General features: G+C 72.2%; 15 protein-coding genes and 1 pseudogene. 3 read left to right on the top strand and 13 right to left on the bottom strand.

The window, feature by feature from the left end; all coding sequences use genetic code 11:
* Positions 1-19: 19 nt before the first annotated feature.
* Both OG335_RS38640 and OG335_RS38635 read right to left on the bottom strand, forming a co-directional pair.
* Complete coding sequence (locus tag OG335_RS38640) at positions 20-640, bottom strand: hypothetical protein (protein WP_405009188.1); 621 nt, start codon at positions 638-640, stop codon at positions 20-22.
* A 307-nt stretch (positions 641-947) separates the two neighbouring features.
* Entirely contained in the window at positions 948-1,118 is a 171-nt protein-coding gene (locus OG335_RS38635) for a hydrophobic protein (protein ID WP_405009189.1), read from the bottom strand.
* A 344-nt stretch (positions 1,119-1,462) separates the two neighbouring features.
* Here OG335_RS38635 and OG335_RS38630 point away from each other — a divergent pair, with 344 nt between their 5' ends.
* Together OG335_RS38630 and OG335_RS38625 are read left to right on the top strand one after the other, a co-directional pair.
* Positions 1,463-2,749 (top strand): MFS transporter, encoded by a 1,287-nt coding sequence (locus OG335_RS38630; protein WP_405009190.1) that lies wholly within the window; start codon positions 1,463-1,465, stop codon positions 2,747-2,749.
* Between the two features lie 74 nt (positions 2,750-2,823).
* Positions 2,824-3,207, top strand: coding sequence for a VOC family protein (locus OG335_RS38625; protein WP_405009191.1), 384 nt, complete (start codon positions 2,824-2,826; stop codon positions 3,205-3,207).
* Positions 3,208-3,350: 143 nt separating this feature from the next.
* Here the strand turns inward: OG335_RS38625 and OG335_RS38620 are convergent, their stop codons facing one another.
* From OG335_RS38620 to OG335_RS38570, 11 genes and pseudogenes are all read right to left on the bottom strand, one after another.
* Positions 3,351-3,794 carry an RICIN domain-containing protein gene (locus tag OG335_RS38620; protein WP_405015285.1) on the bottom strand — a complete coding sequence of 148 codons (444 nt, stop codon included), beginning with the start codon at positions 3,792-3,794 and terminating at the stop codon, positions 3,351-3,353.
* A 27-nt stretch (positions 3,795-3,821) separates the two neighbouring features.
* Positions 3,822-5,000 (bottom strand): annotated as a pseudogene (locus OG335_RS38615) (glycoside hydrolase family 64 protein); the annotation flags it as partial.
* Between the two features lie 759 nt (positions 5,001-5,759).
* The gene (locus tag OG335_RS38610) at positions 5,760-6,737 is read right to left on the bottom strand and encodes an aldo/keto reductase (protein ID WP_405009192.1); all 978 of its coding nucleotides are present in this window, start codon (positions 6,735-6,737) and stop codon (positions 5,760-5,762) included.
* Positions 6,734-7,816, bottom strand: a complete 1,083-nt coding sequence (locus OG335_RS38605) for an endonuclease/exonuclease/phosphatase family protein (RefSeq protein ID WP_405009193.1) — start codon at positions 7,814-7,816, stop codon at positions 6,734-6,736. The genes OG335_RS38610 and OG335_RS38605 overlap by 4 nt, the downstream gene beginning before the upstream one ends.
* Positions 7,813-8,853 carry a glycosyltransferase family 2 protein gene (locus tag OG335_RS38600; RefSeq protein ID WP_405009194.1) on the bottom strand — a complete coding sequence of 347 codons (1,041 nt, stop codon included), beginning with the start codon at positions 8,851-8,853 and terminating at the stop codon, positions 7,813-7,815. The genes OG335_RS38605 and OG335_RS38600 overlap by 4 nt, the downstream gene beginning before the upstream one ends.
* Entirely contained in the window at positions 8,853-9,896 is a 1,044-nt protein-coding gene (locus tag OG335_RS38595; protein ID WP_405009195.1) for a glycosyltransferase family 2 protein, read from the bottom strand. Before OG335_RS38595 ends, OG335_RS38600 begins: the two co-directional genes overlap by 1 nt.
* Complete coding sequence (locus OG335_RS38590) at positions 9,893-10,924, bottom strand: UbiA prenyltransferase family protein (protein ID WP_405009196.1); 1,032 nt, start codon at positions 10,922-10,924, stop codon at positions 9,893-9,895. The genes OG335_RS38595 and OG335_RS38590 overlap by 4 nt, the downstream gene beginning before the upstream one ends.
* Positions 10,925-10,956: 32 nt before the next feature.
* Positions 10,957-12,012 (bottom strand): NAD-dependent epimerase/dehydratase family protein, encoded by a 1,056-nt coding sequence (locus OG335_RS38585; protein WP_405009197.1) that lies wholly within the window; start codon positions 12,010-12,012, stop codon positions 10,957-10,959.
* Complete coding sequence (locus tag OG335_RS38580; RefSeq protein WP_405009198.1) at positions 12,009-13,412, bottom strand: aspartate aminotransferase family protein; 1,404 nt, start codon at positions 13,410-13,412, stop codon at positions 12,009-12,011. Before OG335_RS38580 ends, OG335_RS38585 begins: the two co-directional genes overlap by 4 nt.
* On the bottom strand, positions 13,402-14,337 hold the full coding sequence (locus OG335_RS38575) for a lysylphosphatidylglycerol synthase domain-containing protein (protein ID WP_405009199.1): 936 nt from the start codon (positions 14,335-14,337) through the stop codon (positions 13,402-13,404). The genes OG335_RS38580 and OG335_RS38575 overlap by 11 nt, the downstream gene beginning before the upstream one ends.
* The gene (locus tag OG335_RS38570) at positions 14,334-15,386 is read right to left on the bottom strand and encodes a glycosyltransferase family 2 protein (RefSeq protein WP_405009200.1); all 1,053 of its coding nucleotides are present in this window, start codon (positions 15,384-15,386) and stop codon (positions 14,334-14,336) included. Before OG335_RS38570 ends, OG335_RS38575 begins: the two co-directional genes overlap by 4 nt.
* Positions 15,387-15,443: 57 nt before the next feature.
* On the opposite strand from OG335_RS38570, the gene OG335_RS38565 reads away from it, so the two are divergent.
* The gene (locus OG335_RS38565) at positions 15,444-16,982 is read left to right on the top strand and encodes a PLP-dependent aminotransferase family protein (RefSeq protein WP_405009201.1); all 1,539 of its coding nucleotides are present in this window, start codon (positions 15,444-15,446) and stop codon (positions 16,980-16,982) included.
* The last annotated feature ends 8 nt before the right edge of the window (positions 16,983-16,990 follow it).

The following is a 16,990-nucleotide window of genomic DNA, read 5'->3' as shown; positions in this document are numbered from 1 at the left end:
TGGGCGGTGGCGGCGGGCTTCAGTGCAGGATGCTGACGGCGCGGGCGATGACCAGCAGCGAGGTGATCAGCGCGGCGACGCTCTCGATGCTCATCAGCACCTTGGCCCGGGTGGACAGCGGCATGGTGTCGGTCGGGCTGAACGCGGTGGAGTTGGTCACCGAGATGTAGAGGTAGTCCATCAGCGCGGGCACCCAGTCGGAGGAGATGCTGGCCCCGTCGGAGACCTCCTGCACCGCGTCGTCGTTCTCGTCCTGGGAGAAGCGGAAGTCCGCGAGCGGAAGTTCGCCTCGCGGGGCCTGGGTGCGCACGACGGGACCGCCGCGGTCCAGCTCCCAGTAGGCCAGGCCGAAGACGATGATGTCGGTGGCCCACACCTGCAGGGCGGCGATCAGCAGGGACCGGCCGTCCTTGACGTCGGTGGAGACCAGGGCGTGGACGAGCAGGCCGAGCGCGGTGAGGTTGCTGGCGCCGATGACGGCGACGAGCGCCAGCGACAGCACGCGCGAGACGCGGGTCTGGCGGGTGAGCCGGCGGGGGTTGACCGCGATCAGGGGGACGAGCAGGAGCAGTTCCAGCGCGGGCAGGACGAAGCGCGGGGCGACGAGGAGCTGCTCGGGCAGGGCCAGGTAGAGCAGCACGGCGACGAGCGTGGCCAGGACGGCAGGGAGCCTGGCTTCCCCGCGTCGCCCGTGCCGTGGGTGCCGCTGTCGGGTCTCGGTACGGGAGCGACCGGTGGGCATGGTCCGTGGTCCCCTTGTCCGGTATGTGTCGCGGCGCCGCGTGCCCGTTCCGGGCCGGTGCGTCCGGCGGATGCGGATGCGGATGCGGATGCGGCCGGGCCGGACGTCGCCGCGCCCGCCCTCCGGGAGGGCGGGCGCGGCGACGTCCGGGGAACTGCCCGGGCCCGCACGGGTCGTGGGGCGGACCGCGGGGAGCGCGGCCGGTCTACCAGCGGTACCAGCTGTGGCGGCGGCCGGAGGAGTGGGTGCCGCGGGCCACGAAGCCGACCAGCCAGACGACGAGCACGATCACGGCCACCCACCACAGGGCCTTGAGGGCGAATCCCGCACCGAAGAGGACGAGCGCCAGGAGGAGTACCAGTATCAGGGGAAGCATCGTGGGGCCTTTCGCTCGGTGACGCTGACGTGCGGGCGTCTGCCCTTCCGTCACCCGCTCATGCGCCGACGTACGGGAATCACCGGTCTGCCGACCGGCCCGGACCGGCCCGGAAGCGGCTGCCGACCGTCGGACGGTGTCCGTCTCCGTCGAGAAGCGCTGTCGCTCGACGTCGGCCCCGGCGGCCCCGGCGGACGGCCGAGCCACCACCGGGTCGGGCGCTCGTGTGTGGCAGGCGGTCGGGGAGGCCGGTGAGCCGTTCGACGCGGGGCACCGCCGGGGACGGGCGAGCTCCTGCCGACCGCACGGAACTCCCGGCAGGAGGCGCTGTTAGCCTGATCGACATGATCACGAGAGGGTCCGGGCCACAGGTGCCCGCCGGGCCGGATTCCGGTGCGCAGCGGGCCCTGATCTTCGCCAGTTTCGTCAGCAGGGTGGGCAACGGCCTCTTCAACACCGCTGCCGTCCTCTACTTCACGCTGGTGGTGCACCTGCCCGCCGCACAGGTGGGAGCGGGCCTGACGATCGCCGGCCTCTGCGGCCTGGCGGCCGGCATACCGGCGGGGAATCTGGCCGACCGGTACGGGCCACGCACGATCTGGCTGACGACCCTCGCCCTGCAGGCCGTCACGATGGCGGCGTTCGTCTTCATCGACAGCTGGCTCGCGTTCACGCTCGTTGCCACCCTGGACCGGCTGGCGGGCACGGCGAGCGGTGCCGCGGGCGGTGCGCTCGTCGCCAGGGCCGGCGGTGAACGCCCTGCCGCGTTCCGGGCCGGACTCCGCACGTTCGTCAATCTCGGCGTCGTCGTGGGCACCGTCGGCGCAGCCTTCGCCATCCAGATCGACACCCGTCCCGCCTACACCGTGCTGATCCTCGCCAACGCCGCCAGCTTCGCCTGCGCCGGACTGATCGTGTTCACCGGTGTCCCGAACTACCGGCCGCTGCCCCGGCCCGAGGGGCACCGTCAGTGGTCCGTCCTGGCGGACCGGCCGTACGTGTCCTTCGTCGCGCTCTACAGCGCCATGGGCCTGCAGTACCAGACCGTCTCCCTCCTGGTTCCGATCTGGCTCAGTGCCCACACCGACGCACCGCGCTGGACCGTGGCAGCGGTCTACGCGATCAACAGCGGCGTCTGCGTGGTGCTGCAGCGCCGGCTCGGCGCCACGGTGGAAACCCCCCGGCAGGGTGGCCGTGCCTTCCGCCGCGCCGGGCTCCTGTTCCTCGTCAGCTGCCCGTTGATGGCCCTGACGGCCGACGTGCCCGCGTGGGTCGCGCCGGCACTCGCCGTCCTGGCCGTGTGCGTCCACAGCGTCGGGGAGGTGTGGGAGTCCTCGGCGAGCTTCGCGCTCGGCTTCGGCCTCGCACCCGACCATGCCCAGGGGCAGTACCAGGGCCTCTTCGGCATCGGCTTCGACGCGGGCCAGGCCCTCGCCCCCGTGGTCCTGACCGGAGCGGTCCTCGCGCTCGGACGGACGGGATGGCTCCTCCTCGGCGTGTTCTTCGCATGCCTGGGCGCCGCGGGACCTCCGGTGGCCGCCTGGGCCGAGCGCACCCGCTCCGGGCAGCCGGGCGCGGAAGCCCCCGCGGAACGCCGGCACGCCGGATCCCCGCTGCTGGAGGCCGACTAGGGTCTGCGGCGGAAGCACTGGTGCGGTCCGGCGGCGGGTTGCCGGAGAGCGGGGCTCCGGGCAGGATCCCGTACATGGTCTCGGTGGTGCAGAACGTGGCGGTCGACTGTGCGGATGCCCATGAGCTGGCTCGGTTCTGGAGCGGGGCGCTCGGATGTCCGCTGCATCCGGAGAGCAGGCCGGGCGACCCGGAGACCGCCGTGATCCTGCCGGAGGGCCCGATGCTGTACTTCAACCAGGTGCCGGAGCCGAAGACGGTCAAGAACCGGATTCACCTGTGCCTGCGCCCCGAGACCTCGCGCGAGGAGGAGGTCGGGCGACTGCTGGGCCTCGGCGCCACCTTCGTCGCCGATCACCGGGAACCCGATGGTGCCGGCTGGGCCGTCCTCGCCGACCCTGAAGGCAATGAGTTCTGCGTTCTGCGCAGCGCGGCCGAGAGGGCGGCGATGTCCGCCTGAGGCTCACCCGCTCACCGACCGGGTGAGCCTCAGGCGAGCTCGGTGGCGGACTCGGTGGCGGGGGCGGCCGCCGCGCGGTCTCCGGGTTCGCACGACCCGGTGATCACGCGGTGGCCGCCTCCGTCACGGCTCCCGTCCCCGTGTCAGCCGGTGGCGAGCTGGAAGGACTGGGCGCCGGTGCCGTTGCAGGTCCACTGCTGGACGAGGGCTCCGTCCGCGGTGGAGGCGCCGGGGATGTCCAGGCACTTGCCGCTGCTGCGGGAGACGAAGTGGTAGGCGCCGTCGGACTGGCGCACCGGCTGCCACTGCTGGTTGGCGCCGGAGTTGCGGGCCCAGGTGGTGAGCTTGGTCCCGTCGGCCGTCGAGGAGTTCGGGAGGTCGACGACCTGCTGGTTGCCGGCCGCGTTGCGGTTGGTGATCACGTAGTAGCCGCTGTCGGTGGCGCTGAACTGCCACTGCTGGTTGGCCTGGCCGTTCCCGCAGGACCACTGCAGGATCGGGGTGCCGTTGGCCGTCCCGGCACCCGACGCGTCCACGCACTTGCCCGAGTTCGCGTTGACCAGCCGGTACCAGGCCGAGGTGTCCACCTGGCCGGAGGGGGCCGAGCCCCCGAGCGGGTCGAGGGTGATGGAGGCCTGCTGCGGGTTGCCGTCGTGCACCAGCGACTCGTGGTTGCCGACGTCGTCGAAGGCGAAGGCGTAGGCGTTGCCGTCGGCCATCTGCGCGTGCAGGGCACGGGCGTAGTGGTTGGTGACGGCGTCCTGGTAGAAGCCCGCGGCGCTGCTGTCGGGCTGGTTGGGGTTGGTGAGCAGGGTGGAGCGGTTGTACCCGGCGCACAGCGTGCGGGAGATCGGGCCGCGCACGAGGTCGTTGGGTGCGTCGAGGAGCTTGTAGCAGCCGAAGATGCTGTCCGAGTCGGGCTTCTGGAAGGAGGTGACGACCGCCCCGGAGCTGTTGGTGAAGTTCATGGTGTTGCCGGAGACCCGTCCGAAGTACTTCGTGTTCGGCTGGTCGGTGAAGGGCGTGACCGTCAGCGTCGAGCTGCTGTACTTCGACCACACGCGGTTGACGTAGTCGTCCATCACGGTGCTCGGCAGGGCGCCGGACTCGATGCCGTGGCCGGGGTTGACGGCGCGCAGCACCGTGCCGTCCGAGCGCGTCTGGATGAGGCCGGCCCAGCCGCCGGGCTGGTTCCGCAGGGAGTTGAAGAAGGCGTTGTAACCGCCCTGCTTCAGCTGGCCGGTGGACTTGGTGCTGCCGTCGCCCGCCTTGACGCCCACGGTGTACGGGAGCGAGAACATGTCGACCTGGGTGCTGTTGATCCACAGCCCGGAGTCGTTGAGGGTGTACTCGGTCCAGTCGAAGAGGATGTTGTGGTTCGGATCGCTCGGGTTCTGCACGGCGGGCTGCACGAGTCCCCCCGTGGTCAGGCTGAAGACGAGCTTCTGACCGAAGGAGAAGTAGATCCGGCCGGAGAACTTCGGGATCCGGATCGTGGCGGTCTGGCCGTTCGCCGGCCCGGCGATCGACGCGTCCGGTGCCGGGGTCGGGGGGTTGCCGCCGGCCGGCCAGGCGTGGAAGGTGCCGCTGCCGTCGGCCCAGCCCTGCCGGCCCGTGGACAGCTGGGTGCCCAGGTCGTAGATGTAGAGCGGCTCGCTGCGCCCGGAGTTGTTGGTGAAGGTCAGCGGGATGGTGTCAGGTACCGCCGCGTCGGCGGGGGTGGCGATGAGCGCGGTCATTCCTGCGGCGGTGGTTGCTGCGGCGAGGAACAACGCCAGTGACTTCCGTGCCATGAGCACGTGTCTCCTCGTGGTGGGGGATTTTTTGGACCCAGGGCGTGCGGGCGCGTGACGACACCGAGGGGGATGTCGACGGCGCCCGGCCGGCCTGCGTGCCCGTCCGGCGCTGAGGGGGAGTCGGAAAGGCCTGAACCGCTCTGAGAGCGCTCTCAGCATCACGCTCCGACCGTGCTCTGTCAACGTCTGGGCCAAAGCAGCGGCCGCCACCGACCGTACGGAGGCGGCCCGTTGCCCACCTCCGCACTCCATCGACCTGTGCTGCCAGCAGCATTGACATACGCACAGGCCGGCGTTCCGATGTCGACGAGCGCCCCGGCGCGGGCCGCGGTGCCGCGTGTGACGGGCACGACCGCGTCACGGGGCCGGGAGGCGGGAAGGGCCGGACGGAGCGGGGCTCGGGGGCCGCAACCGTCGGAGTGGGGGTCCCGCGGGGCTCGGCGCGGTGCACGAGGGGCCGGGAAGGGCGTCAGGACGCCCGGACGTGCAGGCCTGCGGACGTGCAGGCGCGCAGACGTGCAGGCGCGCGCGAACGTGCAGGCGCGCGAACGCGGCCGAGGACGGACGCAACAGGGCCGGCGCCCCTGCGGGTGATCCGCAGGGGCGCCGGCCTGCGCGGCACCGGGCCCCGATCGGCCGTCCCCGACGCCCTGCGGCCGCCGGCCGTCTCGCACGGGAGCGGTGCGGTGTCGGGTCGTTGCCGGGAAACAGCCGGAAGCAGCCGGGAAGCAGCCGGGCCGGGTGCGGCGCGGGAGGTCAGCCGCGCAGGATCGCCTCCACCTGCTGGAACTCCTGCTCGCTCAGCGGCCCGAACGCGAGGGTGCCGAGGTTCTCCTCCACCTGGGCGACCGTGCGGCAGCCCGGGATCGGGATCGTGGCAGGGCTGCGCGCCAGCAGCCAGGAGAGCGCTCCCTGGGCCAGGGTGCGGCCGCCGGAGGTGAGGACGTCGCGCACCGTGTCGATCCGGGCCAGCTGTTCCTTGCTGCCGGCACCGCCGCTGAAGTAGGTCAGCCACTCGTAGCCCTGGCCGCGCACGTCCTGCGCGCCGACGGACCGTCCGTCGTGGTACTTGCCGGAGAGCAGTCCCATGGCGAGCGGACCGCGGGCGATGCTCGCCTGGTCGAGGGCCTCGCACACCGCGACGACCTCGGCGGCGTCGTGGAGCGCGGAGTGGTCGTGCTGGATCGCGGTGCAGCCCACCCCGGCCTTGGCGAACGCCTCGGCGCTCGCGGCGTCGTCGGTGCTCCAGCCGTACGCCCGGATCTTGCCCGCCGTGACGAGTTCGTCGAGCACGGGGACGAGGTCGAGCGCGACCGGTACGGGCGCGCCGCCCAGGTGGAACTGGTAGAGGTCGACGTAGTCGGTGCCCAGCCGGCGCAGGCTGCCGTCGAGGCAGGACCGCAGGTACTCGGGGCTGGCGTCCTCGGCTCCGGCCTCACGGGTGGCCTCGTCGAACGTGTAACCCCACTTCGTGGCGATCACGACATCGTCGCGGTGGCCTGCGAGTGCCCGGCCGAGGACGACCTCGCTGTGGCCCGCACCGTAGTTGCTCGCGGTGTCGAAGAACGTGGCGCCGAGTTCGTGGGCCCGGCGGAGCGCGGCGACGGACTCGTCGTCGTCGGTCGGCCCCCAGCCGAACTGCTCGGTGCCGGCGTGCAACGGCCCGCCCACCGCCCAGCAGCCCACCCCCACCGCGCTGACCTCGATGCCGCTGCGGCCGAGTGTGCGTGTCATGCCGTACTTCCCTTCGTGGTGCTGATCCAGAGCTCCTGGGCGTCGTGGTCGGAGAGACCCCGACTGTCCCGGAAGCGGTATCGGGCGAGGTGTACCGCCGGGTCGTGGTACGTGTAGTCGAGCCGCCACAGCCCCAGACCGCGGGCGTCCCAGGAGGTCGGGTACAGCCCGCCGCCGGTGGGCTGGCCGCGCAGCAGGATCCCGTCGAGACGGGACAGTTCACCCATCGCGGGGGTGGTGTTGAAGTCCCCGGCGACCAGCCGCGGCGCCGGGTTGCCGGCCAGGTCGTCCGTGAGTGCGGCCCAGGCGGCGGAGCGCCGTTCGGCCTGGGTCCGTACCTTCCCGAGGAACGCCGGGGTGAACACGCCGGACGAGGTGTCCAGTTGCACGGGGATGTGCGCGTTGTACAGGGAGACGACCTGGTCACCGGCCCGGATGTCCGTCCGGAGCGTCTTGGCGCGCCAGAACTCGGGGAAGTCCGAACCGGCCGGTGTCGACGCGTACCAGCGGGTGTTGTCCAGGGCCCTGCTGGCCGTGATCGGCAGCCGGGAGAGCGTCAGCAGTTCCCCGTCCGTCGCGATCGAGTAGCCGGGGAACTCGGCGTGCAGCCGGGCGGTGTCGTCGAGGCGTACCGGTGTGTCGTCGTTCCAGTTCAGGTATTCCTGGAGCAGGTAGACGTCGGCGTCGAACGCGTGCAGGTAGGCGTAGAACGCGCCGGGGTCCTCGTCCTGGTCCCAGTACTGGGTGTTCCAGGCGACGACGTGCAGCGCCCCGGCCGGCACGGGTGCCGACCCCCGGCCGAAGGCGTCGACGTTCAGTCCGGACTGTCCTGCGCCCAGGGCGAGGGACGCCACGCCCGCGGCGACGGGAGCCCACCGCCGCGGATCGCGGCGCGCCCCCACCACGCCGAGGACCGCCGGGACGCCGAGCAGCACCGGTACCGCCACCAGCAGCAGCGGCGGGGCCAGGTCGGGCAGCAGCATCGGCCACCAGCGACCGGACAGGACGGTGTGCAGGACGACGCAGGCGAGCCAGACGAAGGAGAGGACCGCGCCGACCCGCACCGCACGCCTTCTCATCCGACGGCCTCCGGCACGGGCGCGTCGTAGAGGCGGCGGAACCGCGGGGAGCCCAGCCAGTGTGCGGCGCCGGCGAGCGCTCCCGCCGCAATGGTCACGTTGACCACCCAGTGCACGGCCGTGAAGTAGGCCGCGAAGATCCATCCGCGTCGCTGTGCCACGAAGCGGTACATCCCCGCATCGGTGCCCAGCGACACACCCAGCGCCAGCACGACGGCGATCAGCGCGTATCCGCTGAGGAGGGCCACGGGCAGGAGTGCCAGCGAGGCCAGCGCGGCCAGGCTGCCGCCCGCCCGCGACGAGGTTTCGAAGCCCCGCGCGAACTTCCGGCGGCCGACGTACAGCGGCACGCGGGCGTGCGCGCGCCGGAAGAGCTTGCGCAGCAGCGGCACGAGTACGGCGTCGTGGTCGTGCCGCGAGCGGATCAGCGGTGTGAGCAGCAGCCGGTGACGCTGGGTCAGCCGGTTGCCGTAGTCGACCTCCTCGGTGTGGCGCAACTGCTCGTTGAACGGTCCGATCTCGTCGAGGACGGTGCGGCGGATCGCGCAGGAGGCCGGGAAGAGGAAGGAGATGAACCCGGCCGAGCTGGCCGACCAGTAGTGGTACTGGAGGCCGCGGTACTCCTTGACGAGGCCGTCGCGGATCAGCGGTTCGGGGTCGTGGATGCCGCACACGCCGCCGAGTTCGGGGTCGTCCTGGAGGAGGCGCACGGCGTGCGCGACCGCGTCGGGGGCGAGGGCGACGTCGGAGTCGACGAAGAAGCAGACCTCGCCGTTGGACCGGGCGATGCCGAGGTTGCGGGCACCCGCGACCCCGAGGTTGCGGGGGGTGTGGAGCACGGTGACGCCGAGCGAGCGGGCGATCTCCACGGAGTTGTCGGTGCTGCCGTCGTCGACCATGATCAGCTCGATCCGGTCGTACGTCTGGTCGAGGATCGCGCGCAGGCACAGCCCGAGCGAGGTCGCGTAGTTGTAGTTCGGCACGATGACCGAGACGAGCGGCCCGTCCGCGGCGGCCGGGTTCAGCGGGTCGCTCATCACGCGCTCCTCGGGGTTGCGGCGAGCGGGGCGTCGTACGTCTGCCGGAAGTGCGCCGACAGTGCCCACTGCCCCAGGCCGGCGAAGACGGCGAGGGCGACCGTGACGTTCACCAGGAACCACACGGCGGTGAAGTACAGGGCGAACCAGAAGCCCTTGTGCTGCACCACCAGCCTGTACATCCCGGCGTCGAAGACGATCGAGACGACGAGGAGGACCACCGGGAGGGCGAGGGCCCAGGGGCCGGCCAGGGCCGCGGCCGGTGCGGTGAGCACGGCGGCGAGGGCGGCCAGGGTGGCCCAGCCGCGCAGGCCGTTGGTCGGGCCACCGGAGAAGTCGGGCCGCCGCAGGTAGAGCGGGATGTGCATGCGGGCCCGGTGGAACATCTTGGTGAGCAGCACGCGCAGCGTGTCGTCGTGGTCGTGGCGGCCGTGCACCGTCTCGCTGAGCACGATCCGGTAGCGGCTGGACAGCCGGTGCCCGTAGTCGGCGTTCTCGCTGTGGCGCAGGGCGGGGTCGAACGGCCCGACCTCGGCCCAGACGTCGTTGCGCACCGCGAAGAGGGCGGTGTACACGGTCGAGATGTCGCCCTGTCCGCCGTGGATCCAGGCGTAGAGCTGGAGGCTGCGCACCTCCTCGACGAGGCTGTCGCGGATGAGGGGTTCGGCGTCGTAGGTGCCGCAGACCCCGCCGACGGCCGGGTCGCCGGAGAGCAGTTCGACCGCGTTGGCCACCGCGTCCGGTGCGAGCGCGACGTCCGAGTCGAGGAAGAACAGCACCTCCCCGCGGGCCCCCTGGGCGCCGAGGTTGCGGGCCGCGGGCGCGCCGATGTTGGTCGGGGTGACGGTGACGTCGGCCCCGTACTCGTGGGCGATCCGCACCGAGTCGTCGGTGCTGCGGTCGTCGACCACGATCAGCTCGATGTTCGGGTAGCTCTGCGCGCGTACCGACTCGAGGCACAGGCGCAGCGTCCGGGCGTAGTTGTAGTTGGGGATGATCACTGACACGAGGGGTGGCGTGATCGGGTCAATTTTCGTCGTCATGTCAGACTCGTGGCGGTCGAGGCGGGCAGGGAGTGGTGCGCGGCGTAGAGCGCCGTCAGGAAGGCGAGGGCGAAGGCGGCCATGCAGATCAGCAGCGTCCGGTCGCGCAGCAGGATCCGTACCGGGTCGGCCCCGCCGCGCTCGACGACGAGGACCTGCAGGTAGCGGAAGAGGCCGAACAGGGTGAAGGGCGCGGAGATGAGGACCGCGTGGGTGGAGAACTGGCCCAGCGGGGCGTCGCGCCAGAGGTACAGCAGTGTGGAGAGGATCGTGACGACCATGCAGATGACGAGCATCTGGTCGATGAGTTGTGCGGTGTAGCCGCGCAGGGCGGGCCGGCTCTCCCGGCCGTCGGTGATCAGTTCGTGGCGGCGCTTGCCGAGGACCAGGACGAGGCAGACGGCGAGGACGGCGGTCAGCAGCCACTGCGAGGGGTCCTCGCCGACGGCGAGGTAGCCGGCGACCAGGCGTAACTGGAAGCCGATGGCGACGATGAACGCGTCGACGAGCGGTACGTGCTTGAGGCCGGCGCTGTACCCGATGTTGAGCCCGAGGTAGGCCACGACCGGCCACCAGCGGGTGGGCGGGCTTGTCGCGAGGAGGGCCGTGAGGACGCCGAGGCAGACGGCGAGCAGGGCGATCGCGGTGGGCATGCCGACCCGCCCGGAGGCGAGCGGACGGTTGCGCTTGACCGGGTGCCTGCGGTCGTTGTCGCGGTCCGCGACGTCGTTGCCGATGTACACCGCCCCCGACGCGATCACGAACACGACGGTGATCCAGAGCAGTTGCCAGGCCGCGTGCACCGTCCACACGCTCGCCGTGGCGCCGACCAGCGCCATGCTGTAGACGTTCTTGGCCCACTGGCCGGGGCGCAGCAGCGCGATGACGTCGCGGGGGTGGGGGCGGCGGGACGAGGTGTCGGGTCCGGACGGGGGCGGGGGCAGTTCGGACCGGGCTGGTGGCGGCACGGGCAGGGGTGACGGTGCGGGGGGGCTGGTGGATTCGCTGACCAGTGGGTTGGGTATCACGACGAACCTCCTCGGGGAAAGGTCGAACGCGCTCAGAAGAAGACCTTCGCGGCGGCGAGCACGCCCTGCCGCCACGGTTGCTGGCTGGTGTTGCCGCTGGTGGCCGACTTCGTGTCCGTGCCGCGCCACCACTCGTAGGACCGCAGCAGCGCATCCCGGGTGGAGTAGCGGGGGCTGAAGCCGAGCCCGGTGGCGGCGCGTTCGACGCTGACGTAGGAGTCGCCGCGCAGTTTGTGGAGAAGGCGTCCGTAGACGGGGGAGAGTCCGGCGCGCTGGAGTGCGCCCAGCAGGGCGACGGCCGGTGCGGCGGGGACGGAGACGACACGGCGGCCGTGTCCGGCGGCGTCCAGGATCGCCTGGAACTGCTCGCGGACGGTGCCGAACCGGGTGGCGGCGAGGTTGTAGGTGTCGTTGGCGGCTTCGGGTTCGGCGTGGACGGCCGCGAGGACGCCGTCCACGAGGTCCTCGACGGCGAGCATCTGCGTGAGGACGTTGCCGCTGCCCAGCACGGGGAAGTTGCGGCCCTCCTCGGCCCATTCGAAGAGCATGGCGAACAGGCCCATGCGGCCCGGCCCGAGGAAGGTCTTGGGCCTCAGGATGCTGACGCAGTGCCCCTTGGCCCGGAACTCCTCGGCGACGACCTCGGCGTCCGCCTTGGCGCGGCTGTAGTCGTCGGTGGGCTCGCGCGGGTACTCCTCCGTGGTCGGCACGACCGACGGCAGTCCGTAGACGGCGGTCGAGCTCACGTGCACGATCCGCTCGGTGCCGAGGGCGGCCGCCGCCCCGAACACCCCCCGGGCGCCGTCCACGATGATCGAGCGGATCTGCTCCCGCGGGTAGCTGGGCAGCGCCGCCGCGGTGTGGATCACGACGTCGGGCTTGGTCCTGGCCAGCGCGGCGCCGATGGCGGCGTCGTCCCTGACGTCGGCGACGCTCCACTCCAGGCGCTCGTGCGGGTCGGAGCCGTACTCCCGGATGTCGAGGCCGTGCACGTGGTGGCCGTCGGCCAGCAGCCGGGCCGTGAGGTGGCTGCCCAGCATGCCGGCGGCGCCGGTGACGGCGATGGTGCGGGGGGACGCGCCGTTCACCACAGCGTGCTCACCTTCTCCGCCAGCAGGCGGGTGACCAGCTTGGTCAGGCCCTGGGCGAGGACGGCGTCGAGCGCGGCCAGCGCGTGATCCACGTCGTCGGAGGAGGCCACCAGCGGCGGTCCGAAGACCAGCGGGTTGAGGCCGTTGAGGGTGTAGTACGCGTAGACGTCGTGGTCCCGGTAGAGGGCGTTGACCACGGCGGAGGTGACCAGCTTCGCCCGGAAGCGGGGGTCCTTGGCGAGGCCGCCCGGGGCCATCCGGGCGATCAGGTCGAGCACCTTGGGGCCGCCGTCGATGAAGATGCCCCACAGCGCGCCGGCGCCGGCGACCTCGCTGATCGCGTGCGGGTACTGGGCGGCGATGCGGCGCAGCCCTGGTTCAAGCTGTGCCTCGATCGCCCGGGCCCGGGCCGGGAAGTCGTCCTCGACGGCGACGTTGATGGCCTCGATGGCGGTGGCGCACTCCTCGCCGAAGCCGTAGTACGTCGTGGACGTGGACTGCAGCAGCGCGTCGTGCATGTTGTCGTACGCCTTGCGGAAGATCGGGTCCCTGGCCACGTACGCGGACACCGAACTCTTGCCGCCGCCGAACGACTTGGAGGTCGTCAGCACGTCGGGGACGAGTCCGTCGTAGCGCATGAAGTAGAACAGGGATCCGGTCTTGCCCCAGCCCGTGTAGATCTCGTCGAAGATCAGCACGATGTCGTGGCGGGTGCACAACTCGCGCACCCCGCGCAGGAATTCCTCCGAGCACCAGCGCAGGGTCGAGGCGCTGAACGGCTCGATGAGCAGGGCGTACACGTCGCCCTTGTGCCGCTCGATGAGTGCGGCGACGCTGTCGAGGTCGTCGTAGACGAAGGTGTCGATGCCGGGGATGGTCGGGAACTCGAAGTGGTTCTGCGAGCCCGCGGTGAGCCCGCCGGAGCCGAGGAGCTTGCCGTGGAAGCTGATGTCGGCCCGCAGCACCGTCTTCCGCGTGCCGCCGTGGTACTTGAAGGCCAGCTTGACCGCGCCCTCGACGGCCTCGGCGCCGGAGTTCGGCAGGAACGACATGTTGAGGTCGCCGGGCAGGACCGTCGCCAGGTTGTGGCTGAGCGCCGCCAGGTAGGGCGAGAAGTACGTCTTGTGCACCTCCATGCGCTGCTGCTCGGCGAAGCGCTGCCGTGCGGCGAGGATGCGCGGGTGGTTGTGCCCGTGGCTGAGTACCCCGACGCCTCCGGTGAAGTCCAGGATGCGGCGGCCGTCGCGCTGGTAGATGTGGGCGCCCTCGGCCCGTTCGACGAGCTCCCGGCCGAAGCCGAAGGAGGTCATCAGGCCGACCTGGCTCTTGTTGACGTAGCGCCGGTACAGGCGGTGGACCTCGCCGACGTCCAGTGCCTCCGCATCCTCAATGGACATCAATGTCGACATGCGATACCTCGATTCTGGTGCGGACGATGTCGCCGAAGCAGACGACCAGGGCGGTCGCGACCTCGGTGACCAGACAGATCAGGCGACTGGCGAGCACGGCGACGCCGATGGCGGTGGCGGGCAGCACGGGTGCGAGGACCAGGGCGAGCAGCACCTCGCGCACCCCGGCGCCGTCGGGGACGAACACCGCGTAGGAGCCGACCACCATCGCGAGGGCGAAACCGCCGACCGCGGCCGGCAGGGCGCGCAGCGGGTCGGCGCCCAGCACCACCGCCAGCAGCCACAGGTGGAGCCCCGACACCGCCCAGCAGACGAGTTGCACGGTCACCGCCGTACGCAGCCGCCGGTCGACGTCCGTGGGGATGGTCAGCGGCCGCCGGACCAGCCGGGACGCCCAGACCATCGGCGCGGCGATCCAGCGCGGCCAGGCCAGCCCCGCCACGAGCACGCAGGCCGGCAGGGCCAGCCAGCCGGCGCCCACGCCCAGACTCGGCGCGATCAGCGTGGCGACGACGAGACCGGTCACGGTCACCACGGCGAGGCTCAGGCCGAAGGTGGCGGTCATCGCGGCCGGTCGCACGCCCACGCTGTCGGCCAGGCGCATCTGGGCGAGCAGGGTCCACACCCGGCCGGGGATGTACTTGCCGAGGAAGCTGACGAAGTACAGCCGGCTCGCCGGCCGGGCGGGCACCGGCCCGGCCAGCCCGGTGAGCAGCTCGCGCCAGGCCACCATGCCCAGGCCGATGCCGGCCACGTTGACCAGCAGGGCGGCGATCAGCCAGGGCATCGCGTGCGGGGTCAGCAGCTCGCGGGCCCCGCTCCACTGCGCCCCGTGCAACGCGAAGGCGATGCCGGCCGCAGCACAGACCCCGTAGCCGACGGCGAGGCAGCGTCGCAGTGCGCGCTTGCTCATCGCGGCACCGCGGCGTTCGGCCGCGGGGGCGTGCCCGGGCGGCGCCCCCGCCCGACCGGCAGCGCACCCGTCACCGCGCCGACGACCAGGACGACCAGCACGGCCGTCTGGGCGAGGAGGAAGAACCCCAGGTACGGCCAGCCGCGCTCACGGCGGACGAAGGCCAGCAGCCCGGGATCGGCCAGCAGGGCGCAGACGAGCGCGGCCGCGGCCACCGCACCGAACACCGGCCACCCGCCGGTGACCAGCGCCGCGAGGGGCATGAGGGCCAGCGCGCCCAGGGCCGCGGCGGTCGCCGCCACCGCGACCGGCCGCTGGCCGGTCAGCGTCGGCGCCTCGGCCTCGGGCGGCTCCGCCCGGCCCGGGCGGCGCTCGGCCCGCGCCATCGGCACCAGCAGCCGGCTGCGCCGGAACTGCTCCCCCAGCACCGCGCGCCACCGGTCCGCGTCGTCGTGGCGGCCGGCGACCGCGTCGGTCAGCCGGATCGCGCACAGCGGCCGCAGCCGGATGCTCAACTCGATGTCCTCACCGTCACGCAGGGCCTCGTCGAAGCCACCCGCGCGCTCCAGGACCTCGCGGCGGATCGCCCCCAGGGCGAACAGGGCCGTGCCGACCCGCCCCACGCTGCGCCGGCGCCAGTAGTGGTTGCTGAGGATCTTGTAGTGCTCCAGCGGCCCGTCGTCGATCAGCGGCGTGGTCTCGTAGATGCCGTGGACGCAGCCGACCTCCGGCTCGGCGTCGAGGACCGCGAGGGCCTCCGCGAGCGCGTCCGGCGCCAGCGCCACGTCGGCGTCCACGTAGAACAGCACCGCTCCCGTGGTCTCCGCCGCCCCGCGGTTGCGGGCCGCCGAGACACCCCGGTTGCGGGGCTGACCGACCACCCGAACCCCGGCTGCCGCGGCAACGGCCGTACTGGTGTCCGTACTTGCGTCGTCGACGACGACGACCTCGCCGGGGGCGACCGTCTGTGCGGCAATGGCCGCAAGGCAGGCGGGCAGCGTGCGAGCGGCGTTGAAGCACGGTACGACCACCGAGACCGTCGGCGGCATGGTTCCTCCCCTCCATGGCGGGGGTGAGGCTTGTCCGGGTCGCTATCCTCACTCCCCATGGGAGCGCTTCCACAGCAGACTCGTACGTTCACGGTGACCCCCGTGGCACCGGATCTTTTATATCCACCGCGTTCGCAGGCCCCCCGGTCCAATCCCCGGCCAAACGAACGATCCAATCTGGCGTGGGACGTCTTTCTCGACCTCGACGCCCAGCCGCACGGCAGCCTCCGGGAACGGCTCACGGCAGCACTGCGCGCCGCGATCCGCGCCGGACGGCTCGCCCCCGGAGCCGTCCTGCCTCCCAGCCGCAACCTCGCCGTCGAGTTGCGCTGCTCGCGCTGGGCGGTCACCGAGGCCTACAACCAACTGGCCGTCGAGGGACACCTGGAGGCGCGGCAGGGGTCCGCGACCCGGGTCTGCGCCCCCACTCCGCAGGCCACCGAATCCAGCACCCCGGCGCCCGCCCCGGTCCGCTACGACCTGGCCCCGGGCCGGCCCGACCTGCGCGCCTTCCCGAACCGGCGCTGGCTCGAAGCCCTTCGCAGCACCATGGTGACCGGTGCGCTCACCGACCTCGCGTACCCCCAGGTCGGGGGCAACCCCACCCTGCGCGAACTGATCGCCGACTACCTGCGCCGGAGCCGCGGCGCCCACGCCGGGGCGGCCGACGTGGTGATCACCAACGGCGTGACCGGCGGTGTGGCCCGCGCCTGCTGGGCCCTGCGCAACGCCGGCATCACCGCCCTGGCGGTCGAGGACCCCGGCCGGCCGCAACTGCGGAAGGTCGCGGCCACGCAGGGGCTGGAGGTGGTCGGCATCCCCGTCGACGACGAGGGACTCCGGGTGGACCACCTCGCCCGGCATCCGGGGCTGCGCGCCGTCCTCGTCACCCCGGCCCACCAACTCCCCTCCGGGGCCGCCATGTCGTCCGCCCGCCGGGCCGCGCTGCTGTCCTGGGCGCACGCGGCGGACGCCCTCGTGCTGGAGGACGACTCCTACGCGCCCTTCCGCTACGGCGGACGCCCCGCCCGTACGCTGCAGAGCCTCGATCCCGACCGGGTCCTGCTGCTCGGCTCGACCAGCACCACCCTCGCCCCCGCCATCGGGATCGGCTGGCTCCTCTGCCCGCGCGCGTGGGCCCCGCAGCTCACCGCCGCCTGCTTCCCCCCGCCGTCCGGGCTGATCCAGGCGACGCTGGCCCGCTTCCTGGAGACGGGCGCGTACGACCGGCACCTGCTCACCAGCCGCAACCGCTACCGGGCCCGCCGCACCGAACTCGTCGAACACCTCGCCGCAGCCCTGCCCGAAGCCCGGATCGGCGGGGCCGACGCCGGCCTGCACCTGGTCGCCCACCTGCCGGCGCGCATCAAGTCGGCGGCGGTCGTGCGCAGCCTCAACCGCGACGGGGTCCGGATCTCCGACCTGGACACCTACCGCATCCGGCCCGACCCGCAAGCACCCGGCCTGGTCATCGGCTACGGCAACCTGCCCGACGCGGCCGTGGAGGGTGCGGTCGAGCGGATCGCCGCGGTGGTGCGAATTGGTCTGCCGATCCGGCACCGAATTGGTCTGCCGACCGAGCGGCCCCGCACATAGGTTCGTTC

The organism is Kitasatospora sp. NBC_01539, assembly GCF_045040525.1.
Lineage (GTDB): Bacteria > Actinomycetota > Actinomycetes > Streptomycetales > Streptomycetaceae > Kitasatospora.
This window is presented reverse-complemented; position numbering and strand designations above follow the sequence as displayed.